The organism is Micromonospora xinjiangensis (assembly GCF_056150165.1).
Map to the genome: position 1 here is coordinate 669,948 of NZ_JAXCFO010000001.1, position 22,351 is coordinate 692,298.

General features: G+C 74.0%; 22 protein-coding genes and 3 tRNA genes. 10 read left to right on the forward strand and 15 right to left on the reverse strand.

Annotation, left to right across the window (positions count from 1 at the left end):
- Nucleotides 1-49 precede the first annotated feature (49 nt).
- Nucleotides 50-283 carry an Lrp/AsnC ligand binding domain-containing protein gene (locus SM573_RS03195; protein ID WP_013284547.1) on the forward strand — a complete coding sequence of 78 codons (234 nt, stop codon included), beginning with the start codon at nt 50-52 and terminating at the stop codon, nt 281-283.
- 9 nt (nt 284-292) lie between these two features.
- Nucleotides 293-934: a DUF3515 family protein gene (locus SM573_RS03200; RefSeq protein WP_474615725.1), complete on the forward strand. Its 642-nt coding sequence runs from the start codon at nt 293-295 to the stop codon at nt 932-934.
- Between the two features lie 91 nt (nt 935-1,025).
- Here the strand turns inward: SM573_RS03200 and SM573_RS03205 are convergent, their stop codons facing one another.
- Entirely contained in the window at nt 1,026-2,132 is a 1,107-nt protein-coding gene (locus SM573_RS03205) for a D-alanine--D-alanine ligase family protein (protein ID WP_474613945.1), read from the reverse strand.
- 212 nt (nt 2,133-2,344) lie between these two features.
- Here SM573_RS03205 and SM573_RS03210 point away from each other — a divergent pair, with 212 nt between their 5' ends.
- Nucleotides 2,345-3,640, forward strand: a complete 1,296-nt coding sequence (locus SM573_RS03210) for an ATP-binding protein (RefSeq protein WP_474615427.1) — start codon at nt 2,345-2,347, stop codon at nt 3,638-3,640.
- 12 nt (nt 3,641-3,652) lie between these two features.
- Here SM573_RS03210 and SM573_RS03215 read toward each other — a convergent pair whose 3' ends face one another.
- Complete coding sequence (locus SM573_RS03215) at nt 3,653-3,871, reverse strand: hypothetical protein (RefSeq protein WP_474613947.1); 219 nt, start codon at nt 3,869-3,871, stop codon at nt 3,653-3,655.
- 276 nt (nt 3,872-4,147) lie between these two features.
- Here SM573_RS03215 and SM573_RS03220 point away from each other — a divergent pair, with 276 nt between their 5' ends.
- Together SM573_RS03220 and SM573_RS03225 are read left to right on the forward strand one after the other, a co-directional pair.
- The gene (locus tag SM573_RS03220; protein ID WP_474615428.1) at nt 4,148-4,993 is read left to right on the forward strand and encodes a helix-turn-helix domain-containing protein; all 846 of its coding nucleotides are present in this window, start codon (nt 4,148-4,150) and stop codon (nt 4,991-4,993) included.
- A gap of 5 nt (nt 4,994-4,998) precedes the next feature.
- Entirely contained in the window at nt 4,999-5,199 is a 201-nt protein-coding gene (locus tag SM573_RS03225) for a DUF397 domain-containing protein (protein WP_474615429.1), read from the forward strand.
- Nucleotides 5,200-5,308: 109 nt separating this feature from the next.
- On the opposite strand, the gene SM573_RS03230 is transcribed toward SM573_RS03225, so the two are convergent.
- The 5 genes from SM573_RS03230 to SM573_RS03250 form a co-directional block, all read right to left on the reverse strand.
- Nucleotides 5,309-6,358, reverse strand: a complete 1,050-nt coding sequence (locus tag SM573_RS03230) for an ROK family protein (protein ID WP_474615726.1) — start codon at nt 6,356-6,358, stop codon at nt 5,309-5,311.
- A gap of 106 nt (nt 6,359-6,464) precedes the next feature.
- Complete coding sequence (locus tag SM573_RS03235; protein ID WP_474615430.1) at nt 6,465-7,253, reverse strand: putative protein N(5)-glutamine methyltransferase; 789 nt, start codon at nt 7,251-7,253, stop codon at nt 6,465-6,467.
- Nucleotides 7,254-7,435: 182 nt separating this feature from the next.
- Nucleotides 7,436-8,557, reverse strand: coding sequence for a cystathionine gamma-lyase (locus SM573_RS03240; RefSeq protein ID WP_474615431.1), 1,122 nt, complete (start codon nt 8,555-8,557; stop codon nt 7,436-7,438).
- A 6-nt stretch (nt 8,558-8,563) separates the two neighbouring features.
- Complete coding sequence (locus SM573_RS03245) at nt 8,564-9,580, reverse strand: NAD(P)H-dependent glycerol-3-phosphate dehydrogenase (protein ID WP_474613952.1); 1,017 nt, start codon at nt 9,578-9,580, stop codon at nt 8,564-8,566.
- 145 nt (nt 9,581-9,725) lie between these two features.
- A complete protein-coding gene (locus SM573_RS03250) occupies nt 9,726-10,457 on the reverse strand; it encodes a lysophospholipid acyltransferase family protein (protein WP_474613953.1) in 732 nt (243 codons plus the stop codon).
- 128 nt (nt 10,458-10,585) lie between these two features.
- Between SM573_RS03250 and cofC the strand changes: the two genes are divergently transcribed.
- The 4 genes from cofC (at nt 10,586) to SM573_RS03270 (ending at nt 14,886) form a co-directional block, all read left to right on the forward strand.
- Nucleotides 10,586-11,218: a 2-phospho-L-lactate guanylyltransferase gene (cofC, locus tag SM573_RS03255; protein ID WP_474615432.1), complete on the forward strand. Its 633-nt coding sequence runs from the start codon at nt 10,586-10,588 to the stop codon at nt 11,216-11,218.
- A 27-nt stretch (nt 11,219-11,245) separates the two neighbouring features.
- Nucleotides 11,246-11,443: a cold-shock protein gene (locus SM573_RS03260; protein ID WP_474613955.1), complete on the forward strand. Its 198-nt coding sequence runs from the start codon at nt 11,246-11,248 to the stop codon at nt 11,441-11,443.
- Between the two features lie 54 nt (nt 11,444-11,497).
- The gene (locus SM573_RS03265) at nt 11,498-13,834 is read left to right on the forward strand and encodes an RNA degradosome polyphosphate kinase (protein WP_474613956.1); all 2,337 of its coding nucleotides are present in this window, start codon (nt 11,498-11,500) and stop codon (nt 13,832-13,834) included.
- Nucleotides 13,835-14,016: 182 nt separating this feature from the next.
- Complete coding sequence (locus SM573_RS03270) at nt 14,017-14,886, forward strand: NUDIX hydrolase (protein ID WP_474615727.1); 870 nt, start codon at nt 14,017-14,019, stop codon at nt 14,884-14,886.
- Between the two features lie 52 nt (nt 14,887-14,938).
- Here the strand turns inward: SM573_RS03270 and SM573_RS03275 are convergent, their stop codons facing one another.
- The 4 genes from SM573_RS03275 to leuC form a co-directional block, all read right to left on the reverse strand.
- Nucleotides 14,939-16,861: an endonuclease/exonuclease/phosphatase family protein gene (locus SM573_RS03275; RefSeq protein ID WP_474615433.1), complete on the reverse strand. Its 1,923-nt coding sequence runs from the start codon at nt 16,859-16,861 to the stop codon at nt 14,939-14,941.
- Nucleotides 16,862-16,988: 127 nt separating this feature from the next.
- Nucleotides 16,989-17,606 carry an HU family DNA-binding protein gene (locus SM573_RS03280; protein ID WP_474615434.1) on the reverse strand — a complete coding sequence of 206 codons (618 nt, stop codon included), beginning with the start codon at nt 17,604-17,606 and terminating at the stop codon, nt 16,989-16,991.
- A 172-nt stretch (nt 17,607-17,778) separates the two neighbouring features.
- The gene (gene leuD, locus SM573_RS03285) at nt 17,779-18,366 is read right to left on the reverse strand and encodes a 3-isopropylmalate dehydratase small subunit (RefSeq protein WP_474613959.1); all 588 of its coding nucleotides are present in this window, start codon (nt 18,364-18,366) and stop codon (nt 17,779-17,781) included.
- A 13-nt stretch (nt 18,367-18,379) separates the two neighbouring features.
- Entirely contained in the window at nt 18,380-19,825 is a 1,446-nt protein-coding gene (leuC, locus tag SM573_RS03290) for a 3-isopropylmalate dehydratase large subunit (RefSeq protein ID WP_474613960.1), read from the reverse strand.
- A gap of 49 nt (nt 19,826-19,874) precedes the next feature.
- On the opposite strand from leuC, the gene SM573_RS03295 reads away from it, so the two are divergent.
- On the forward strand, nt 19,875-20,561 hold the full coding sequence (locus SM573_RS03295) for an IclR family transcriptional regulator (protein ID WP_076470465.1): 687 nt from the start codon (nt 19,875-19,877) through the stop codon (nt 20,559-20,561).
- A gap of 150 nt (nt 20,562-20,711) precedes the next feature.
- On the opposite strand, the gene SM573_RS03300 is transcribed toward SM573_RS03295, so the two are convergent.
- The 4 genes from SM573_RS03300 to SM573_RS03315 form a co-directional block, all read right to left on the reverse strand.
- Nucleotides 20,712-20,784: transfer RNA gene (locus tag SM573_RS03300), tRNA-Glu, on the reverse strand.
- Nucleotides 20,785-20,956: 172 nt separating this feature from the next.
- Nucleotides 20,957-21,029, reverse strand: a tRNA-Glu gene (locus SM573_RS03305).
- A gap of 133 nt (nt 21,030-21,162) precedes the next feature.
- Nucleotides 21,163-21,234: transfer RNA gene (locus SM573_RS03310), tRNA-Gln, on the reverse strand.
- Between the two features lie 108 nt (nt 21,235-21,342).
- Nucleotides 21,343-22,146: a fumarylacetoacetate hydrolase family protein gene (locus tag SM573_RS03315; protein WP_474613961.1), complete on the reverse strand. Its 804-nt coding sequence runs from the start codon at nt 22,144-22,146 to the stop codon at nt 21,343-21,345.
- Between the last annotated feature and the right edge of the window lie 205 nt (nt 22,147-22,351).

The following is a 22,351-nucleotide window of genomic DNA, read 5'->3' on the forward strand; positions in this document are numbered from 1 at the left end:
TAGTTTCACCCTTCAGGCCGCTGACGCGGCGGCGGAGGGAGGTCAAGTCGTGGTACAGGCGTACATCCTCATCCAGACCGAGGTCGGCCGCGCGCGTGACGTGGCCGGCCTGATCGCTGACCTCGCCGGCGTGGTACGCGTCGACGCCGTCACCGGTCCGTACGACGTGGTCGTCCTCACCGAGGCGAACACCGTCGACGAGCTGGGCAAACTGATCGTCAGCAAGGTGCAGATGGTGCCCGGCATCACTCGCACCCTCACGTGTTCGGTGGTGCGCCTGTAAGTGGACAAGATCACTCCTACCCCTGTCGAGGACCGGGCCGACGAGCGCCCGGACGAGACCGAGGCCGAGACCGGCACCCGACCGGGCCAGGACGGGGCCAACCGGCGGGCGGCCCTGATCGCGACGCTGGTCGCGCTGCCGATCACGCTGGTCGTGGCCGGGCTCACGTTCGCCCAGCTCGCCCCGGACGCCCCGGCGCCCGAGGCGAGCCCGTCGGCGACCGCCCCGCGGGTCCAGTCCACCGTGCCGGTCGAGATGGCCGCCCCGGCGCTGGCCGCCCGGCCGGCCACGCTCTGCCGCGCCCTGCTGTCACAGCTGCCGCCGACCGTGCGTGACCTGCCGCAGCGTCCGGTCAGCGCGGGTCCCGAGCAGAACGCCGCGTACGGCGACCCGGCGCTCACCGTGGCCTGTGGTGGCGCCGAGCCGACGATCCCGCAGACCAGCGACGTCTGGATGGTCAACAAGGTCTGCTGGTACGCCGACGAGCAGCCCGACGCCACCGTGCTCACCACGGTCGACCGGGAGACGGCGGTGACGGTGCGGGTGCCCCGGGCGTACGAGCAGCCGTTGCAGTGGGTCGCCCCGGTCTCCGACACGATCGTCGCCTCGGTGCCCTCCGGCGGTGACGTCCCCGCCGGCTGCCAGGGCTGACCGCCCCACGGGTGCGCCACTCGGGCCCCCGTGTCACCGGGGTGGGCCGTCCCGATCCGGGCGGCCGCTCCCCCTTCGCGGCGGACGCGCCTCAGTGCAGGCCGACGCCGCGGGTGAGGGCGGTGCGGATCAGGCGGTCGACCAGCTTGGGATACTCCAGGCCCGCGGCCGCCCACATGCGCGGGAACATCGACGACGGGGTGAAGCCGGGCATGGTGTTGACCTCGTTGAGGTAGACGTCCAGCTCCGGGGTGACGAAGAAGTCCACCCGCGCCAGACCCGCGCAGTCCAGGGCGGTGAAGGAGCGGACGGCGTACTCCTGGATCTGCCGGGCCACCCGCTCGGGGAGGTTGGCCGGGACGTCGTACTCGCAGGACTCGGCGGAGTCGATGTACTTCGCCTCGAAGTCGTAGAACTCGTGGTCGGCGACGAGGCGCACCTCGGCGAGCACGGACGCCTCCGGGCTTCCGCCGGCCTCGCCCTCCAGCACGCCGCACTCGACCTCGCGGCCGATGATGGCCCCCTCGACCAGCACCTTCGGGTCGATCTGACGGGCGGCGGCGACCGCCGCGTCGAGCTGTGACCAGTCGCTGACCTTGGAGACGCCGAAGGACGAGCCGGCCCGGGACGGCTTCACGAAGACCGGCAGGCCGAGCCGCTCCTTGTCCGCCTCGCTCAGCGTCATGCCGTTGCGCAGCACCGCGTACGGGCCGATCGGGATGCCCTCGGCCGCGCAGAGCTTCTTGGTGAACTCCTTGTCCATGGCGGCGGCCGAGGCGAAGACGTTCGCCCCGACGTACGGGATGCCGGCCATCTCGAGCATCCCCTGGATCGTGCCGTCCTCCCCGTACGCGCCGTGCAGCACCGGGAAGACCACGTCCACGTCGGCGAGCGCCCGCGGGCCCTCGGCCGGGTCGAGCACCATGAGGCCGTTTCCGGTGGGGTCGGCGCGCAGCACCAGGTCGACACCGGACTCCGCGGTGATCTCGGGCAGGCGCCGCGCCTGGATGGCGAGCTGCTCCGGGTCGCCGTTCGTGAGCACCCACTGCCCCGCACGGGTGATGCCGACCGGCACCACCTCGTACTCGTCCGGATCGAGGGCACCGATCACGCTGCCCGCGCTGACGCAGGAGATGCCGTGCTCCGGGCTGCGACCGCCGAAGACGACGGCCACGCGGGTCTTGCCTGGGGTGGTCACTCCGGTCACCTCTCGGGTCGGGTGCGCTGTTCGCTCACCGGTGACCTTACTGTGCGTGGCGAGCGGGCGAGGGTGATACCCGCCTTGACGCGGCAGCGCGCGGGATCCCGTCAGCAGGCGCATACGGTGCGTAATCACCCAGCCGGCCGGGATGCTCGCCTGGGCGGCGCGGGCGAGCGGGCCCGGCCCACGCCCCACTACTCTGCTGCGCTGTGAGCTCCGACGCCCTCATCGACAGCCTGCTGGCCGCCCTCGACGCGCGCCCGGACGACCTTCCCCTGCGACTGCACCTCGCCGCGCTGCTGCTGGACGCGGGCCGGGGCGGGGAGGCGATCGCGCAGATCGGTCAGGCGCTCGCGGGCGATCCCGGCAACGCGCAGGCGCAGGCGCTCATGCAGCGGGCGCTCGGCGTCCCCGTACCCCCGCCGCGGAACGCCCCGGAGGTGGCGCCGCCGGCCGGCCCGGGCCCGGTCGCGGCCACGCCGCGACCACCCGCGCCGGGGCCCGCACCCGGCGGGTCCCAGGGCGACCCCCTCTCCGCCTACGAGCAGGAGCTTGCCGACGTCGTCCCGCCGCGCTTCGCCCGCGCGGGCGACGAGCCGGAGCCGGTCGCGGGTGAGGACGACCGGCTGTACGACGTGGAGACCTCGACCGTCCGCCTCGCCGACGTGGGCGGCATGTCGGCGGTCAAGGAGCGGCTGGAGCTGGCGTTCCTCGGCCCGCTGCGCAACCCGCAGCTGCGGAAGATGTACGGCAAGAGCCTTCGCGGCGGGCTGATGCTCTACGGGCCGCCGGGCTGCGGCAAGACGTTCCTGGCGCGGGCGGTGGCCGGGGAGATGGGCGCGAAGTTCGTCTCGCTCTCCATCGTGGACGTGCTCGACATGTGGATGGGCAACTCCGAGCGCAACCTGCACGAGCTGTTCCAGGCGGCCCGCCGTAACGCGCCCTGCGTGCTGTTCCTCGACGAGATCGACGCCTTGGGGCACAAGCGCTCGCAGGTCAGCTCCAGCTCGATGCGGACACTCGGCAACCAGCTGCTCGCCGAGCTGGACGGCATGGAGGGCAACAACGAGGGCGTCTTCGTGCTGGCGGCCACCAACACACCGTGGGACGTCGACCCGGCGCTGCGCCGCCCCGGTCGACTGGACCGGGTGGTGCTGGTGCTGCCGCCGGACGCCGAGGCCCGGGCGGCCATCCTCGAGTACCACCTGCGGGAGCGCCCCATCGCCGGCATCGACCTGCAGCGGGTGGTGGCGGCGACGGAGGACTTCTCCGGCGCCGACCTGGCCCACCTCTGCGAGACCGCCGCCGAGTACGCCATGGCCGACTCGGTGCGCAGCGGCGAGGTACGCATGATCGAGCAGCGGGATCTCGAGCGGGCGCTGACGGAGGTGCGCCCGTCCACCCGGCCGTGGATGGCCACCGCCCGCAACGTCGCAATGTTCGCGAACGAGGGCGGCGTCTACGACGACCTGGTCGCGTACCTCAAGAAGCGCAAGCTGCTCTGACCGCCCGACGCGTCAGTCCCGGCCGCGCCGGCGCCCGACGGCGATCACTTTGACCCGCTGCCGGCCGGCCCGCACCATGCCCAACGCCATGAAGGCGCCGGCGATCCGGTCCGCCGCCTCCCGGCTGCTCGCGCCGACGACCTGACGACGGCGCTCCGGGCAGGTCCGCTCGTTGCGGCCGCTCGTCTCGATCGGGCGCACGTCGGTGAGCACCACCAGGAAGCGGGTCATCGCCGGCTCCCGGGGTGGTCGGGGTGGACTCGCGGACCGGTACGCACGCTCACTCCCTTCCGGCAGGCGGGGACGGCGCGGCACGCGGCGATCGGACACGGGGGAATAGCCCGATCGCCGCGCGCCCCATCCCCTCCGGTCGCTCACCACCACCGTCGCCACGACAACCGGCGGTGAGGACGCGGTAACAGATTGACAGGTGTGCAGGCGTGAATGCAACTCTCACCGGCGTTCTCTCATGTACCGATTCCCAGAAATGTGTGCAACCATCGATGCATGGCCCCGAAGACCGCCCGCGCCCGCCGCCTCGGGCTCGCACTGCGCACCCACCGGGAGGCCGCCGGCCTGACCCTGGAGGCGGCGGCGGACGAGATCAACAGCACTCGCAGCACGCTCTCCCGCTACGAGAACGCCCAGTCGCCGGTCACGCCCGCGACCGTGCGCGCGCTGCTCACCCTCTACGGCGTCGATCCCGACGAGGTGGCCGCGGCGGTGCAGCTGGCCAAGGACGCGCGCAAACCCGGCTGGTGGGTCTCCTACTCCTACCTGCTGGACCGGCGCACCATCGACTTCATCGCCCTGGAGGCCGAGGCCACGGGCATCGCCAACTTCGAGCCGTCCGTGGTGCCCGGCCTGCTCCAGACCGCCGACTACATCCGCGGCGTGATGCGCGGCGGCCCGCACACGCTCGGCGACGAGCAGGTGGAGCAGCGGGTGAAGCTGCGGCTGGACCGCCAGCAGCGGCTCACCGGCGACGACCCGCCGATCTTCGACGCCATCATCGACGAGGGCGCGCTGCTGCGACCGGTGGGCGACCGGTCGGTGATGGAGGGCCAGCTGCGGCACCTGGTGAAGATGGCCGAGCTGCCGAACATCACCGTCCAGGTGATCCCGCTGAGCGCCGGCTACCACCGGGGCACCCGGGGCTCCCTGCACATCCTGGAGTTCGCCGACCCGGAGGACCCGATCATCGCCTCCGTGGAGACGGTGGCGGGTCAGATGATCCTCGACCGCCCCAGCGACCTGCGGACCTGCACCAAGATCATGGAACACCTGCGGACGGTCGCGCTGAGCCCGGCGGACAGCCGCGACCAGCTCCTCCAACTCCTGAAGGGACGGTAGGACGGATGACACCGACGATCGAGGCGGCCCTGGCCGCGGCCGGCTGGCGCAAGAGCAGCCGCAGCGGTGACGAGGGCGCCTGCGTGGAGGTGGCCGTGATTCCCGACCTGGTGGCCGTGCGCGACTCCAAGGACCCCTCGGGCCCGGCCCTGCTCTTCTCCCCGACCGCCTGGGCCGCGTTCGCCCAGGCGCCGCCGCGCCGCTGACCTCCGCGCGTCCGGCCGCCGGTGGGCGACGGCCGGGCGCCGGGACCTCCGTCCGGCCGTCGGTGGGCGGCGACCGGGCGGGCCGGTCGCGGGGCGGCGCGAGCGCCGCTCAGGTGACCACCGGCCGGGGCGCGGGCCCGCTGCGCAGCGCCTCCAGCGCCGCGATGGCGACCCCCCGCGCACCGGCCATGTCCCGCTCCGGCACCAGCGCGAACGTGGCGACCGCCGCCTGCTCCGCCCGCAACGTGGTGTGCTCGCGGACGGTCGCCAGGAACCAGTCACGGAACTCCGGCGCCGCCTCCACGACGCCGCCCCCCACGAAGTACGCGTGCGGGTCGGTGAAGTTGGCGGCGATGGTGAAGAGCCGGCCGATCGCCATGGCCTGCTGGGCGAAGATGGCGCGGGCCAGCGGGTCGCCCCGCTCGCCCAGGCCGCGCACCGCGCGTGCCGCCCGCGCCGGCGCCTCCCCGGCCAGCGGGTGCCCGGGGTAGCGGGTCAGCCAGTACGGCAGCAGGTTCCGCTCGATGGCGGTCAACGAGGCGATGCTCTCCGCGTCACCGGCGAACCCGCAGGCGCAGACCGGCACGGGCTGGTCCGGCGCGAGCAGCCCGGTGAGCGGGATGTGCACATGGCCCAGCTCGCCCGCCATCCCGGCCGCCCCGGCGACGACCCGGCCGCTCTCGACCACCCCGCCGCCGAGACCGGTGCCCACGATCGCCGACACCGACGACCGGGTCATCGCGTCGGCTCCGAAGTGGACATGGTGCGCGTACAGCGCCGCCGCGTTGCCGTCGTTGTGGTAGACCACCGGCAGGCCGAGCCGCCGTTCGAGCGCGCCCCGCACGTCGAAGCCGCGCCAGGCCGGCTCGGAGAAGTTGGTCGACCCCCGCGAGGAGATGACACCCGTCGCACTGGCCGGGCCCGGAGTGTCCAGCCCCACCGCGCGCACCAGCTCACGCGGGACACCCGTCCGGGCCAGGACGCCGTCCAACGCGCGGGCCAGCGCCTCGACGGCCGCCTCCGGGCCGGCGTGCACCTCGCTCGGTATCTCGACCAGCCCGTCCACCAGGAACCGGCCGTCCAGGCTCAGGACCGTCGCGTTGTTGCTGGTCCCCCCGTTGTCCAGGCCGACGACCACCGGGACTCCCGTGCTGCCCACCCGCACCCCTCCCACCGACACTGATGCGAGGCTAGTTCGGTGCCCGCCGGGCCGCCATGCCCCGGACGGCCACCCGACCAGCGTGGCCGGGCCCGACCAGCGTGGCTCAACCGGTCCGGCGTCCGGTGACCGCCGTCGCCTCCCGCTCCTCGTCGTGCCACACGCGCGGTGACAGCCCCGCCGCCCGGAACTCCGCGCACAGCGCGTCGGCCTGCCCGGCCGAGGACTCCACCACGAGGTGCCCGCCGGGAGCGAGCCAGCGGGCCGCGCCCACGGCGACGCGACGCAGCACGGCGAGCCCGTCGGGTCCTCCGTCGAGGGCCACCTCGGCCTCGTGCACCCGCGCCTCCTGGGGCAGCAGCGCCACCGCCGACGTCGGGACGTACGGGGCGTTCGCGACGACCAGGTCGAGCCGCCCCCGCCACCCGTCCGGCAGCGGGGCGAACAGGTCACCGGCGAACACGGGCACGGCCAGCTCGGCGAGGTTCCGCCGGGCGCAGGCCACCGCGGCCGCGTCGATGTCGACCGCCGCCATCCAGCGCGGCGCCAGCCGCCGCGCCAGCGCGAGCGTGGTCGCGCCGGAGCCGCAGCAGAGGTCCACCACTGAAGGCGCCGGGCCGGTGAGCGCCGCGGCGGCGTCGACCAGCAGTGCGGTACGGCTGCGGGGCACGAACACCCCGGGGTCGACGGCCACCCGGAGCCCGCAGAACTCGGCCCAGCCGAGCAGGTACTCCAGCGGCTCGCCGGCGATCCGGCGCGCGACGAGCCCGGTGAGCGCGGCCGGGTCGACGGCGGCGTCGATGAGAAGCTCCGCCTCGTCCTCGGCGTAGACGCAGCCGGCGGCGCGCAGCCGCCGGACGAGGGCGGAACGGTCGATGGAAGACGGCACGGTCATGGGGAACCTCCGGGAACGCTCGTCGGCGCCCCCGGTGGCCGCTATCGGGGCGGCGTGAGCGCGGGAGGGAGCGCCGGTCCTGCCATGGGACGGATCGGACTCACCTCCTCTGGTCGGAGCCCGGCACGGGCCTTGCGGAACGATAACCCGCGGCACCGGCCGCCGGACGACCGGCCCGACGGTCAGCCGACCGGACCGGCCGCGTCCAGCGCGGCGGCGATGTCGGCCACCAGGTCCCCGGTGTCCTCCACACCGCAGGAGAGCCGAACGAAGCCCGGCGCGGTGTCGTCCCCCCACTGCGCCCGCCGGTCGGCCGTGGTGTGCAGGCCGCCGAACGACGTGGCCGCCACCACCAGCCGGGAGGCGTCGAGGAAGCGGGCGACCCGGTCGGCGTCGCCGAGGTCGAAGGAGAGCACGCCGGGCATCCGGCGCATCTGCGCCGACGCCACCGGATACGCCGGGTCCTCGGGCCGGCCGGGCCAGCGCAGGCCCGTCACGTCCGGGCGGTCGGCCAGCAGCGCCGCGACGGCCTCCGCGTTGGCGGACTGCCGGCCCAGCCGCAGGTCCATGGTGGCCAGCGACCGGTGGGCCAGCCAGGCGTCGAACGCGCCCGGCACCGCCCCGGTGGTGTTGCGCCATCCGGTGACCGCCTCGACCAGCTCCGTCGACCGGCTCGCCACGTAGCCCAGCAGCAGGTCGGAGTGGCCGGTGAGCGCCTTCGTGCCGGAGGCGACCACCACGTCCGCCCCGAGGTCCAGCGGCCGCTGCCCGAGCGGGGTGGCTGTCGTGTTGTCCACCGCCAGCAGGGCACCGGCGGCGTGCGCCCGCTCCGCCAGGGCGGGCACGTCGACCACGTCGAGCCCCGGGTTCGCGGGCGTCTCCACCAGCACGAGACGCACCCCGTCCAGGGACGGGTACGGCCCGACCGTCGGCACGAGGACCACCCGTACGCCGATCGGCTCCAGCGCGGTGCCGGCGAACGCGCGCACCGTGTAGTACCCGTCGGCGGGGAGCACCACGGTGTCCCCCGGCCGCAGCACGGTGAGCAGCAGCCCGGTGATGGCGGCCTGCCCGCTGGCGAAGACCCGGCAGTCGCCGCCCTCCAGCTCCCCCACCGCGGCCTCCAGCAGCCGCCGGGTCGGGTTGTCGGGGCGGCCGTAGCCGTTCGGCGCGCCGGCCGGCCCCTGCCACGGGTCCAGGTGGTACGGCGCGGCGAAGACCGGCCCGGGCAGGAAGGGCTGCCCCGGGACCGGCTCGGGCAGCCCGGCGCGGACGCAGCGGGTGCCGTCACCCAGTTCGCTCATCGGTCCTCACTCGTACGACTCGGGCTTGGCGGTCCGGCTCATCAGCGTGTCCACCGCGATCCGCGGGTCCATCCCCTCGTGGCAGATGCGCTCCACCTGCTCGGTGATCGGCATCTCCACGCCGTGGGCGCGGGCCAGGTCACGGATGGACAGGCAGCTCTTCACACCCTCGGCGGTCTGCCGGGTGGCGGCCTGCGCCTGCTCCATCGTCTCGCCCCGCCCCAGGTGCTCCCCGAAGGTGCGGTTGCGGGCCAGCGGCGAGGAGCAGGAGGCGACCAGGTCGCCCATGCCGGCCAGGCCGGCGAAGGTGATCGGGTCGGCGCCGAGCGCCACACCCAGCCGGGCCGTCTCGGCGAGCCCCCGGGTCATGAGCATGGCCCGGGTGTTGTCGCCGAAGCCCATCGCGGTGGCGATGCCGTACGCCAGGGCGATCACGTTCTTGACCGCCCCGCCCAGCTCGCAGCCGACCACGTCGTCGTTGGTGTACGGGCGGAAGTACGGCGTCCGGATCGACGACTGCACGAGCGCGGTGCGCCGGCTGTCCGTACCGGCCACGACGGTGGCGGCCGGCTGCTCGGCGGCGATCTCCGGGGCCAGGTTGGGCCCGGACACGACCACCACCCGGTCGCCCGTCACCCCGGCGGTCTCGACGATCACCTCGCTCATCCGCTTGGTGGTGCCCAGCTCGATGCCCTTCATGAGCGACACCAGCGTGGCGTCGGGGTGCACGAAGCCGGCCCACTCCGCGAGGTTCGCGCGCAGCGTCTGCGACGGCACGGCCAGCACCACCAGCTCCGCGTCGGTGATCGCCTCGGCGGCGTCCGCGGTCGCGGTCACCCGCTCCGGGAGGAGCAGGTCCGGCAGGTACTCCGGATTGCGCCGCTCGGTGCGCAGCGCGTCGGCGACCGGCCGCCGCCGCGCCCAGAGCGTCACGTCCCGGCCGGCGTCGGCGAGGATCTTGGCGAACGCCGTGCCCCAGGACCCGGCGCCCAGCACGGCGACATGCCCACCCCGCTCGCTCACGCCGCCGCTCCGCTCTGCTCCGCGGCGGCGCGAGGCGCCCCGCTGCTGTGCCTGATGGTTCGCTCGCTGCGCTCGCTCACGCCGGCGCTTCGCACCGGCGCGAGCGCCAGGCTGCTGTGCCTGATGGTTCGCTCGCTGCGCTCGCTCACGCCGCCTCGCCCTGCTGCTGGCGCTGCGCGCGGCCCGGCCGGTCCCACAGCGGGGGCGGGGTGCCGCCGCGGATCTCGGCGACCATGTCGCGCAGCCGCAGCATGATCGTGTCGGTGACCTCCTCCAGCGTGCCCCGGTTGGGCGCGGCGTCGGCCCACCGGCTCAGGTCGATCGGCGGGCCGGCCACCACGGTCACCGGGATCCGCGGGCGCAGGCTGAGCCGACTGGTACGCGGGTCGAAGATCCGCTCCGGGCCCCACATGGCGACCGGGATGACCGGCGCGCCGGTGGTGAGCGCGAGCCGCGCGGCCCCCGTCTTGCCCCGCATGGGCCACAGGTCGGGCTCCCGGGTGGTGGTGCCCTCCGGGTAGATCACCACGGTGCCGCCGGCCTTCAACGCGGCGACCAGCGAGTCGAGCGACCTCGCGGCGTCCACGGTGCCGCGCTCCACCGGGACCTGCCGGCAGCGGTGCAGGATCCACCCGAGCACGGGCACCCGGAAAACGCTGGCCTTGGCCAGGAACTGGGGCCAGCGACCGGCGTCGTAGATGAAGTGGGCCGACACGAGCGGATCGGCGTGCGACAGGTGGTTGGCCACCACAATCACCCCGCCCTCGCGGGACAGGTGCTCCATGCCCCGCCAGGTTCGCCGGGTCCAGACGGTCATGACCGGCTTCACCAGCACCGCGGCCAACCGTGGCCAGAATCCCAGTCTCCGCCGTGCCACCACGCCTCCTCGTGCCACCTGGGTCCGCGCACCGGACCCGCGGGCGCTGCCCGCAGCCGAAATCATGCCTGCTCCCCCGTGGTGCGGGCCAGCGAGGGTCCCGCCGGAGGGCTGGCAGGATTGTGGGCGTGAGTCAGCCGACGTGGGCGATCGTGGTGCCGGTGAAGCGCCTCACGGTGGCGAAGAGCCGCCTGCGGGGCGCGCTGCCGGGCGTACCGCACGAGGAGCTGGCGCTGGCCCTGGCGGCCGACACGGTCCGGGCGGTGCTGGCCTCCCCGGCAGTCGCCGACGTGCTGGTCGTGACGGACGACCCCGACGTCGCCGCCGCCGTCCGGGCAGACGGCGCCCGCGTGCTGGCCGACACCCCGGCCGCCGGGCTGAACGCCGCGTTCCGGCACGGCGCCGCCGCGGCGCCGGCCGGCTGGGTGGCGGGGCTCACCGCCGACCTGCCCGCGCTGCGCCCGCCGGAGCTGACCGCCGCGCTGCGGGCCGCGCAGCACGGCCCGGCGGTACGGCGGTACGTGGCCGATGCCCCGGGCGACGGCACCGTGCTGCTCACCGCCCCGCCCGGGGTGCCGCTGGACCCGCGCTTCGGGGTCGGCTCGGCGGCGGCGCACGCCGTGAGCGGGGCGCTGCCGCTGGTGGGCGACTGGCCGAGCCTGCGCCGGGACGTGGACACCATGGCCGACCTGGCCGCCGCCACCCGCCTCGGGCTGGGCCCGCACACCGCGGCCGTCGCCGCCGCCGCCCCGGCCGGCTGAACCCGCGCACCGGTGTACGGTGCTGGCATGCAGGGCACGGTGGCCACCTACGACGCGGCGACCCGCAGCGGTCTGCTGCTCCTCGACGACGGCACCGAGCTGCCCTTCCCGGCGCGTGCCTTCGACGCCTCCGGGCTGCGCCTGCTCCGCCTCGGCCAGCGGGTCCGGGTGGAGACCGACGCGTCCGGCGAGGTGGTGCGCGTGACGTTGCCGACGATGATCTGACGAGTCGCCGCCAAGTTCATTTTGCGTTCACCGGAATCGGGTGATTATGAGCGGGTGAGCACCCCTCGCGAACACCCCACCGAGTCGCCCCCCACCCGCAACGGCACCCGCCTGCGCGGCGCCGACGGTCGTTTCCGCGCGGACCAGCCGGCGCGGGGCGAACGCACGGAGCACGCCCGACCCACGACCGAGGACACGCCCGGCGCCGACCCGGCAGCCGCGTCGAGCGGCCTGGAGGAGGTGCTGGACCCGGTGGCCGAGCCCGGCACGGCCGACATCCGCCCCGACGCCGCCGGTCGCCGCGAGGACGAGCCGCCGACCGCTTCGCCGCTGCCCGAGGACCGGTTCCTCAACCGCGAGCTCTCCTGGCTCGACTTCAACGCCCGGGTGCTGGCGCTCGCCGAGGACCCGCGCACGCCCCTGCTGGAGCGGGCGAAGTTCCTGGCCATCTTCGCGAGCAACCTGGACGAGTTCTACATGGTCCGGGTGGCCGGGCTGAAGCGCCGCCTCCAGGCCGGGCTGCCCGTGCGCGGGGGCGACCGGACGCCGCTGCGCACCCAACTGGACCTGGTCGCCGAGAAGACCGCCGCCCTGGTGGCCCGGCACGCCGCGTGCTTCGTCGACGACGTGCTGCCGCGGCTGGCCGAGGAGGACGTCCGGATCGTGCGCTGGGGCGACCTGGACGACGCCGAGCGGGAGCGGCTGCGCGCGTACTTCCGGGAGCAGATCTTCCCGGTGCTCACGCCGCTGGCGGTGGATCCGGCGCACCCGTTCCCGTACATCTCGGGGCGGTCGCTCAACCTCGCGGTGGCGGTCCGCGACCCCGACGGCGGGTCGGAGCTCTTCGCGCGGGTGAAGGTGCCCAACAACGTGCCCCGGTTCGTCCGGGTGCGGCGGGACCTGCCGGGCGTACGGATGCTGCCGGTGGAGGACCTCATCTCGGTGCACCTGGGGCAGCTCTTCTCCGGTATGCAGGTGGTCGAGTGCCACCTGTTCCGGGTCACCCGCAACGCGGAGGTGGAGGTCGACGAGGACCGCGACGAGGACCTGCTCCAGGCCCTCGAACGGGAGCTGGCACGGCGCCGGTTCGGCCCGCCGGTACGGCTGGAGGTGGCCGCCTCCATCAGCGACCACATGCTCGACCTGCTCGTGCGCGAGCTGGACATGGACGACCAGGACGTGCTGCGTGTGCCCGGCCTGCTCGACCTCTCCGCCCTCTGGCAGCTCTACAACGAGGCGGACCGGCCCGACCTGAAGGACAAGCCGTTCGTGCCGGCGACCCATCCGCGGCTCACCGAGGGCGAGGTGCCGCGCAGCGTCTTCGCCACGCTGCGCGACGGCGACATCCTGGTGCACCACCCGTACCACTCGTTCGCCACCAGCGTGCAGCGCTTCATCGAGCAGGCCGCCGCCGACCCCAACGTGCTGGCCATTAAGCAGACCCTCTACCGCACGAGCGGCGACTCCCCCATCGTCGACGCGCTGGTGGACGCGGCGGCCGCCGGCAAGCAGGTGGTGGTGCTGGTCGAGGTGAAGGCCCGCTTCGACGAGGTGGCCAACATCGGTTGGGCACGCACGCTCGAACGCGCCGGCTGCCACGTGGTGTACGGGCTGGTCGGGCTCAAGACGCACTGCAAGACCGCGCTGGTGGTGCGGCAGGAGGGCAACCAGATCCGCCGCTACTGCCACATCGGCACCGGCAACTACCACCCGAAGACGGCCCGGCTCTACGAGGATTTCGGCATGCTGACCGCCGACCCGGAGATCGGCGCCGACCTCACCGATCTGTTCAACGTGCTCACCGGCTACAGCCGGCAGACCGCGTACCGCCGGCTGCTCGTCGCCCCCCAGGGCATCCGCAGTGGCCTCGTCGAGCGGATCGAGCGGGAGATCACCCACGTCCGGCTGGGCATGCCCGGCCTGGTGCAGTTCAAGGTGAACGCCCTGGTCGACGAGGCCATCATCGACGCGCTCTACCGTGCCTCCCAGGCCGGCGTCCACGTCGACCTGCTGATCCGCGGCATGTGCGCGTTGCGGCCCGGGGTGCCGGGGCTGTCGGAGAACATCCGCGTCCGCTCGATCCTCGGCCGGTTCCTGGAGCACTCCCGGATCTTCCGGTTCGGCAACAACGGTGACGCGGAGTTCTGGATGGGCTCGGCCGACCTGATGCACCGCAACCTGGACCGCCGGGTCGAGGCGCTGGTGAAGGTCACCGACCCGGTGGCCCGGGCCGAGCTGGACCAGGTGCTGACTGACGCCATGAGCCCGGAGGTGGAGGCGTTCGAGCTGACCGCCGACGGCAGCTGGACGCGCCGGACCGGCACCGCCGAGGCGCCCCTGGCGCACCTTCAGGAACTGCTGCTCAGCCGCGCCGGTGGCACCGCGGGCTGACCGGGTCGGGCATAGGCTGACGGGGTGAGCCGGGAGCAGCCGACGGGCGAGGTGGCACGGTCGGCGCTGCCCGCCGCGTTCGTCCGACCGTGGCGCCCGCTCCCGCCGGCGCCGGTGACCGGCGGCGGCGCCCGGAACGGGCGCTCGCCCGGCGCCCGGCCGACGTCGACGAGCCGGCCGCGATGACGCAGATCCGCGCGGCCGGCGGGGTCGCCTGGCGGCCCACGCCCGGCGGCACGGAGGTCTGCCTGGTCCACCGCCCGCGTTACGGCGACTGGTCGCTGCCGAAGGGCAAGCTGGAGCCGGCCGAGCATCCGCTGGTGGCGGCCGTCCGCGAGCTGGCCGAGGAGACGGACGTGCGGGGGGTGCCGCAGGTCCGGTTGCCGTCGGCGCACTACCGCAGCGAGGGGCGCCCGAAGGTGGTCGACTACTGGTCGATGCGGGCGGTGGCGAGCGGCGGCTTCCAGCCGGACACCGAGGTGGACGAGGTGCGGTGGCTCCCCGTGGACGACGCCGTCCGGCTGGTCAGCTACCCGCACGACGCCGAGGTGCTCGGCGCGTTCGCGGCGCTTCCTCCGGTGACCGCGACGATCGCGCTGGTCCGGCACGGCCACGCCGGTACGCGGGCCACCTGGAGCGGGCCGGACACCGCCCGGCCGCTGGACGCCGAGGGCCGGGCGCAGGCGGAGGCGCTGGCGGGGCTGGTGGCGCTGGTACGCCCGGCCCGGCTGCTCTCCGCGTCGCCCCGGCGGTGCGTACAGACCCTCGATCCGGCCGCCGCCCTCCTGGACCTGCCGATCGAGGTGTGCGGCGATCTGGACGAGCCGCAGCCGGGCCAGCAGCGTGACGAGCGGTCGCTGGTCCTCGCCGCCCGCCTCCTCGACCTGGCCGGCAACGGCGGCCAGGTGGCGGTGTGCAGCCAGGGCAAGGTGATTCCGGGGGCGCTGGAGCGGCTCACCGGCCGCGTGGGCGCGGATTTCACCACGCCGAAGGGCGGGGGGTGGCTGCTGGCCTTCACCGGCGACACGGTGCTCGCCACCGAACGCCTCTGAGCTGCGCCCTCCTGGGCGCGACCGGACCGCGCGGGCGGGCGACGGGGGCGGGTCAGCGCGGCGGCAGCAGCAGGGTGACGGCCACGGGCAGGTGGTCGCTCGCCGTGGAGGCCGGCGCGACCGGCTCCCGCGAGGTGAGGCCGGGCGTCACGAAGACGTGGTCGATCTGTTCGCGGGGACGGTCCGCGGGGCTCGTCGGCAGCGGTCGGGCCGGGGCCAGGGCGTCGACGAGACCGGCGCGCGTGAACTCGGCGAACGCCTCGTCGCCGGGCTCGGTGTTCAGGTCACCGGCCACCACCAGCGGGCGGCCGCCCGCGTACCCCCTGGCGAACTCGGCGACCGCCCGCGCCTGGACCACCGGCTGGCGCCCGGGCGGCGGTTGCAGGTGGGTGCTCACCACCGCGGGGCGTACCCCGTCGCCGAGGTCCAGCGTCACCGCGAGGGCCTGCGCTCCGGTGGGGGCGCCGACCGCGGGCAGCGGACGGGTCCGAGGGTCCGTGATCGGCCACCGGCTGAGCACCGCGTCGCCCCAGAGCGGGTCGGCGGCGGGCGCGAAGGCGTACGCCATGCCCAGGCGGTCGGCGAGCAGGTCGAGGGTGTCGTGCCCGCCGTTGAGCAACCAGCCGCGGTCCACCTCGCTGAGCAGCACCACGTCGGGCCGCTGCGGCCGCAGGGCGCGGGCGAGACCGGGCACGTCGAGCCGCCCGTCCAGCCCGAAGCCCATCCGGATGTTGTACGCCACCAGGGTCAGCCGTTCCGGCGGGCCGTCCCGGTTGCCGGTGAGGGGCACGTCGTCGGCGACCACGGGCGCGAGCAGGGCCAGGGCGGTGACCGCGGCGGTGGTCCGGCCCGGCGGCAGCACCGACGTGCCCCGGCGACCGGTGGGTCGGGCGGTCGCGGCCACCACGGCGACCAGGACGGCGACCAGCACGGGAACGGCGGCGTTCGGGTAGCCGAGGTCGTAGGCGGAGTAGTAGGCGACCGCGGCCAGCGCGAAGACGAGCATGCCGGTGGTGGCCGCGTACCCGCGACGGGACGCCACCCGCGCGTCCCCGGCGCCGGCGACCGGCTCGGCGGCGGTGCGCGCCAGGCAGACGCCGAGCCCCACGGCGGTGAGCAGGAGCGCCGGCAGCAGCAGGCTTCCCCGGTCGAGGGCGAAGAGCGCCGCGCCGGCCAGCAGCGCGGACGGACCGGCCAGCCGGGTGGGCCGCCCGTCGCCGGCTGCCAGCGCAGCCAGCAGGAAGCCGGCGACCGCGACCGGCAGCGGCGCGAGGCCGAGCAGCGGCGACTCGGCGACGCCCGCCTCGCCCTGGAGGTACGAGTTTCCGGTGCGGGCCACGGCCGGGGAGAGCCCCACCATGCCGCCGAGCAGCAGCGCCGGCCCGGCCAGCGCCCAGGACCGTACGCCCCCGGAGCCCTCGGGCCGGGCCGGCGGCACCTGCCCCGCGACGAAGAGCGCCGCCAGCAGGCCGCTGACCAGCCAGGCCTCCCACCGCTCCTGCCAGACCAGGTCGTACGTGTCGAGCACCGCGTGGCCGGCCGCCCCGACGGCGAGGCCGAGTGCGAGCCCCGGCACCGGCCGGGCGGTCGTGGCGGCGACGCCGGCCAGCCAGACCAGCCCGGCCAGCAGACCAGCGGTGGCCAGCCAGAGTTGGAGGCGGCCGCCGGGCGTTGCGGTCAGGGCGAGCCGGGCACCGGCGAGCAGCACGGCCGCCGTGACGGTCACGGCACGGGCGCCGACCCGACGGATGACGGCCGGTGTGGCGAGCGCGAGGGCGAACCAGCCGAGGGCGAAGGCGCCCATGAGTTCGGCCGGGGTGGACGCGGCCTGGCCGAAGATGGTGATGATGCCCGGCAGCCAGACCCGCAGCACGTCGGTGAGCAGGACGACGCCCAGCGCGAGAAGAGCCGTGGCGAGTTGGCGAGGACGCACCGGCAGCCTCTTCCCGTCGACGCCGGCGGGGGTGGCCGGCACGGCGATTCTCCGTGCGACGGTGGACGCGGTCAACGCCCGGACCGGGGCACGCGGGTGTGCCGGCGCCGCGTGCGGACACGCGAACGGGCGCCCACCGGAGCGGTGGGCGCCCGTTCGAGCCGACCGGTCAGCGCCGGGTGGCGGTCTTCTTCGCCGGCGCCTTCTTGGCCGCCGTCTTCTTCGCCGGCGCCTTCTTCGCCGCCGTGCTCTTGGCGGCCGACGCCGTGGTCTTCTTCGCCGCGGCCGTCCGGCCCGCCGCCGCGGTCTTCCGCGCCGGAGCGGCCTTCTTGCTGGCAGCGGCCTTGGTCGCCGCGGTGGTCTTGGTCGCCTTGGCCGCGGTCTTCGTCGCCGTGGTCTTCTTCGCGGCGGCGGTGGCCTTCGCGCCGGTCGCCTTCGCGCCGGTCGCCTTGGCGCCCGTGGTCTTGGTGGCCGCGGCGGTCTTCTTCGCCGCCGCCGTGGCCTTCGGCACCTTGCCGCTGGCCACCATCTCCTTGAAACCGGCGCCCGGGCGGAAGGTCGGGACGGAGGTCTTCTTGACCTTCACCGCCTCGCCGGTCCGGGGGTTCCGGGCTGTTCGCGCGCCCCGTACGCGCTTTTCGAACGCTCCGAAACCGGTGATCGCCACCTTCTCGCCCTTGGTGACCGCCGCCTGGACCTCAGCGAGGACCGCGTCGAGCGCGGCCGTCGCCGTCTTCCGGTCCCCCAGGCGAACGGCGAGCGCCTCGATGAGCTCGGCCTTGTTCACGACTTCCTCCCGATTGTGCAACTGACTCGACGCGAGCCATTCTGCGCGCACGGTATGCCCTGTGCTGCCGGGACACAAACATTCGGTCGAAAAAAGCCCTTGTGTCGTAACGGATTCGCCCCCACCGGCGGGGCCGGTGGGGGCGAAAGCGTTCTACGGGTCGGCTCGGAGGCTACGCGACGGAAGGCAGGAAGGGCCGTCTGGTCGCCTCGTAGGCACTGATCTCGGCCTCGTGCCGGAGGGTGAGTCCAATGTCATCCAAGCCCTCCATCAACCGCCACCGGCTGAAGTCGTCCAGCGGGAACGACCACGTGGCCTGGCCGGCGCGGACCTCGCGGGCGGTCAGGTCGACGGTGACCGGGGTGGTCGGGTCGGACTCGACGAGATCCCAGAGTTCTTCGACGGCTTTCAATTCCAGCTCGACCGGAAGCAGACCTTCCTTGAGGGCGTTGCCCCGGAAGATGTCGCCGAAGCGGGGGGCGATCACCGCGCGGAACCCCCAGTCGCGCAGCGCCCAGACGGCATGCTCCCGCGAGGACCCGGTGCCGAACTCCGGGCCGGCCAGAAGAATGGACGCGCCCGAATACGAGGGATCGTTGAGCACGAATTCCGGATCTTCGCGCCAGGCGCTGAAGAGTCCGTCGGCGAAACCCGTCCGCGTCACCCGCTTGAGGTACACGGCCGGGATGATCTGATCGGTATCCACATTGGAACGCCGAAGCGGGACGGCGGTCCCGGTGTGGGTGGTGAAGCTCTCCATCAGCGGATCCCCTCTACAGGTCGGCGGGAGCGGCCAGCCGGCCCACCACGGCGGTGGCCGCGGCGACGGGCGGGGAGACCAGGTGCGTGCGCCCGCCCCGGCCCTGGCGGCCCTCGAAGTTGCGGTTGGAGGTGGAGGCGGAGCGCTGGCCCGGCCGCAGCGTGTCGGGGTTCATGCCCAGACACATGGAGCAGCCGGCGAAGCGCCACTCGGCGCCGGCATCGGTGAAGACCTTGTCGAGCCCTTCCGCCTCGGCCGCCTCGCGGACCGCGGCGGATCCCGGCACCACGAGCATCTGCACACCGTCGGCCACCTTGCGTCCGCGCAGCACGTCGGCGGCGGCCCGCAGGTCCTCCAGCCGGCCGTTGGTGCAGGAGCCGACGAAGACCACGTCGATCGGCAGTTCGCGCAGCGCGGTGCCGGGACGCAGGTCCATGTACTCCAGCGCACGCCGCGCCGCGGCCCGCTCGGGCTCGGTGACGAACTCCTCCGGGTCCGGCACCCGCGCGCCCAGCGGGGCGCCCTGGCCGGGGTTGGTGCCCCAGGTGACGAACGGCGTGATCTGGCTGGCGTCCAGGGTCACCTCGGCGTCGAAGACCGCCCCCTCGTCCGTGGGCAGGGTCCGCCAGTAGGCGACCGCCGCGTCCCAGTCCGCGCCCCGGGGCGCGTGGGGCCGCCCCTTCAGGTAGGCGAACGTGGTCTCGTCCGGCGCGATCATGCCGGCCTTGGCGCCCCACTCGATGGACATGTTGGCGACGGTCATCCGCCCCTCCATGGAGAGGGCGCGGATCGCCTCGCCGCGGTACTCGACGATGTGCCCGCGACCGCCACCGGTGCCCACCTGGGCGATCAGCGCCAGCACCAGGTCCTTGGCGGTGACCCCGGGGGCGAGCCGGCCGGTGACGTTGACGGCCATCGTCCTGGGGCGACTCTGCGGCAGCGTCTGGGTGGCCAGCACGTGCTCGACCTCGCTGGTGCCGATGCCGAACGCGAGCGCGCCGAAGGCCCCGTGGGTGGCGGTGTGCGAGTCGCCGCAGACGATGGTCATGCCGGGCTGGGTGAGCCCGAGCTGCGGCCCGATGACGTGCACGATGCCCTGGTTCTCGTCGCCCAGCGGGTGCAGCCGCACGCCGAACTCGGCGCAGTTGCGGCGCAGGGTCTCCAACTGCGTACGCGAGGTGGGGTCCGCCACGGTCAGCAGGTCGCCGCGCCGCTGACGGAACGCCGGGTCGGCGTAGCCCGTCGGGGTGTTGTGGTCCTCGGTCGCGATCGTCAGGTCGGTGCGGCGCACCCGGCGCCCGGCGAGCCGCAGCCCGTCGAAGGCCTGCGGACTCGTCACCTCGTGCAGCAGGTGCAGGTCGATGTAGAGCAGGTCCGGCTCACCGGCGGCGGACCGTACGACGTGCGCGTCCCACACCTTCTCGGCCAAGGTCCTTGGCTCGGTAGTGACTCCCACCATCTGGACATCCTAAATTCTGGGAGGTAAGTTTCGGCTTGTGGGACACAGTATGAGCGGTGTCGGCGTTCTCGACAAGGCGGTGGTCATCCTGGCCGCCTGCGTCGACGGCGCCAGCCTGGCCGAACTCGTTGAACGCACCAAGCTGCCGCGGGCTACCGCGCACCGGCTGGCACAGGCGTTGGAGATCCACCGGATGCTGGTACGGGACACCCAGGGGCGCTGGCGACCGGGCCCACGGCTCGGTGAACTCGCCAACGCGGCCCCGGACGTCCTGCTCACCGCGGCGGAACCACTGCTGTCCGCACTGCGGGACGCGACCGGCGAGAGCGCGCAGCTCTACCTGCGCCGCGCCGACGAGCGCATCTGCGTGGCGGCCGCGGAGCGGGCGAGTGGCCTTCGCGACACCGTCCCGGTCGGGTCGGTGCTGCCCATGACGGCCGGCTCGGCGGCGCAGATCCTGCTCGCGTGGGAGCCGCCGGAGGCCGTGATGCCGCTGCTGCCCCGGGCCAAGTTCACCGGCCGCACGCTGGCCGAGGTGCGGCGCCGCGGCTGGGCGCAGAGCGTCGCCGAGCGCGAGGCGGGTGTGGCGAGCGTCTCGGCGCCGATCCGGGACCGTACGGGTCGGGTGATCGCCGCGATCAGCATCTCGGGCCCGATCGAGCGCCTCGGCCGACGGCCCGGCGAGCGTCACGCCATGGCCGTGGTCCGCGCCGGCCAACGCCTCTCCGGCCTCTGACCCTCCCGGCCCCGATGCGCTGATCACGGCGCTTCGCGGCCGGACGGTCTCCCGAGCGCGCGCCTCGTGATCAGCGAGGGAGGGCGGGGCGAGAGTGTCGGAACGCCGAACGGCCCGTCTCGCGTACGCGAGACGGGCCGCTGCTGGACGTAGCCCCGACCGGATTCGAACCGGCGCTACCGCCTTGAGAGGGCGGCGTCCTGGGCCGCTAGACGACGGGGCCAGGCACTTTCCGTGCTCCACCGCCCTCGCGGGCGGTGCCGCTGTAGTCTAGCGGCGACCCCCGGGTGGGTGTGGACCGGGTCCGGGGTGGGTGTGGAGCGGGTCCGGGTGGGTAAGCCGCGGAGAAGCGACACGGCCCGCCTCGCCGAAACGAGACGGGCCGCACCCGGATGTAGCCCCGACCGGATTCGAACCGGCGCTACCGCCTTGAGAGGGCGGCGTCCTGGGCCGCTAGACGACGGGGCCAGAACCATCTTTCCCTCACCGCTCCTGCGAGCGGCGCCGCTGAACCCTATCAGACATCGCGGCCAACCCCTCGCGGGGTCGGCGCGGGACTCTCACAGAATCCAGCGACCGACATTCTCACGAACACCGGCTGCTGGGGTACCAGGACTCGAACCTAGACTAACTGAGCCAGAATCAGTCGGGCTGCCAATTACCCCATACCCCATTGGCCCCTTGCGGCGCCGGGAATGAACTTTACCCTCCCGCCGCCGACGGGCCAAATCCAACCCCCCGAACCCCACCTGACCTGCGGGTATCGGGCGTCGGAGCCGGATCAGGCGACCGGCACCACCGGGTTGGTGAGTTCGCCGATCCCCTCGATCCGCACAGTGACCGTATCCCCGTCGGTGAGCGGGCTAACCCCCGCCGGCGTGCCGGTGAGCACGACGTCACCGGGCAGCAGCGTCATCACGTGCGAGATGTACGACACGAGCGCCGGGACGTCGAAGACCATGTCCCGCGTACGGCCGAGCTGGCGCACCTCCATGGCGTCCGGATCCGGGCCGACCTCGCAGCGGATCTCCAAATCGGTGACGTCGAGCCCAGTGGTGATCCACGGTCCGATGGGGCAGAACGAGTCGAACCCCTTCGCCCGCGTCCACTGCCCGTCGGACCGCTGGAGATCCCGCGCGGTCACGTCGTTGGCGCAGGTGTAGCCGAAGATGGCCCGCTCGGCGGCGGCCCGGTCGGCGCGGCGGGCCCCCGTCGCCCCGATGACCACCGCCAGCTCCGCCTCGTGCTCGACCTGCTTGGAGAAGATCGGCAGCCGGATCGCGTCCCGGGGCCCGATCACGGAGGTGGACGGCTTGAGGAAGAGCAGCGGCTCCTTCGGCACGTCGCTGCCGTGCTCCGCGGCGTGCTCGGCGTAGTTGCGGCCGACGCAGACGACCTTGCTCGGCAGGATCGGCGAGAGGAGGCGGATGTCGGAGAGGGCCCAGCGGCCTCCGGTGAACGTGATCTCGCCGAACGGGTGCCCCTCGATCTCGGCGACGGTCAGGCCCTGCGGCCCGGCCTCCGGCTCGCCCTCGACGACCCCGAACGACATTCCCTTGGCATGAGCGAAACGAACGATACGCACCAGGCAAATCTAGCCCCGTCGGCATCCGGACCACCTCCGCCGTGCGGCAGCGGCGACGGCCCGCGCGAGACGGCCGTGCCCAGGGGCGTCGCACCCCACCTTCGGGTGGGCAGGGTACGCGAGCCGCCGCTCGACGGGGCGGGTTTCGGCACTTCATACCCGCACGACGTGCCCGCGCCCCTAGCGTCGGCTCCGGAGGTTCGTT

Excerpts from the sequence above, each read along its gene's own strand:
- SM573_RS03215 (WP_474613947.1), bottom strand. The coding sequence starts at position 3,871 with ATGACCCGCTTCCTGGTGGTGCTCACCGACGTGCGCCCGATCGAGACG.
- SM573_RS03295 (WP_076470465.1), top strand. The coding sequence starts at position 19,875 with ATGAGCGGTGTCGGCGTTCTCGACAAGGCGGTGGTCATCCTGGCCGCC.
- SM573_RS03220 (WP_474615428.1), top strand. The coding sequence starts at position 4,148 with ATGGCCCCGAAGACCGCCCGCGCCCGCCGCCTCGGGCTCGCACTGCGC.
- leuD (WP_474613959.1), bottom strand. The coding sequence starts at position 18,366 with ATGGAGAGCTTCACCACCCACACCGGGACCGCCGTCCCGCTTCGGCGT.
- SM573_RS03260 (WP_474613955.1), top strand. The coding sequence starts at position 11,246 with ATGCAGGGCACGGTGGCCACCTACGACGCGGCGACCCGCAGCGGTCTG.
- SM573_RS03240 (WP_474615431.1), bottom strand. The coding sequence starts at position 8,557 with ATGAGCGAACTGGGTGACGGCACCCGCTGCGTCCGCGCCGGGCTGCCC.
- leuC (WP_474613960.1), bottom strand. The coding sequence starts at position 19,825 with ATGGTGGGAGTCACTACCGAGCCAAGGACCTTGGCCGAGAAGGTGTGG.
- SM573_RS03225 (WP_474615429.1), top strand. The coding sequence starts at position 4,999 with ATGACACCGACGATCGAGGCGGCCCTGGCCGCGGCCGGCTGGCGCAAG.
- SM573_RS03270 (WP_474615727.1), top strand. The coding sequence starts at position 14,017 with ATGACGCAGATCCGCGCGGCCGGCGGGGTCGCCTGGCGGCCCACGCCC.
- SM573_RS03235 (WP_474615430.1), bottom strand. The coding sequence starts at position 7,253 with ATGACCGTGCCGTCTTCCATCGACCGTTCCGCCCTCGTCCGGCGGCTG.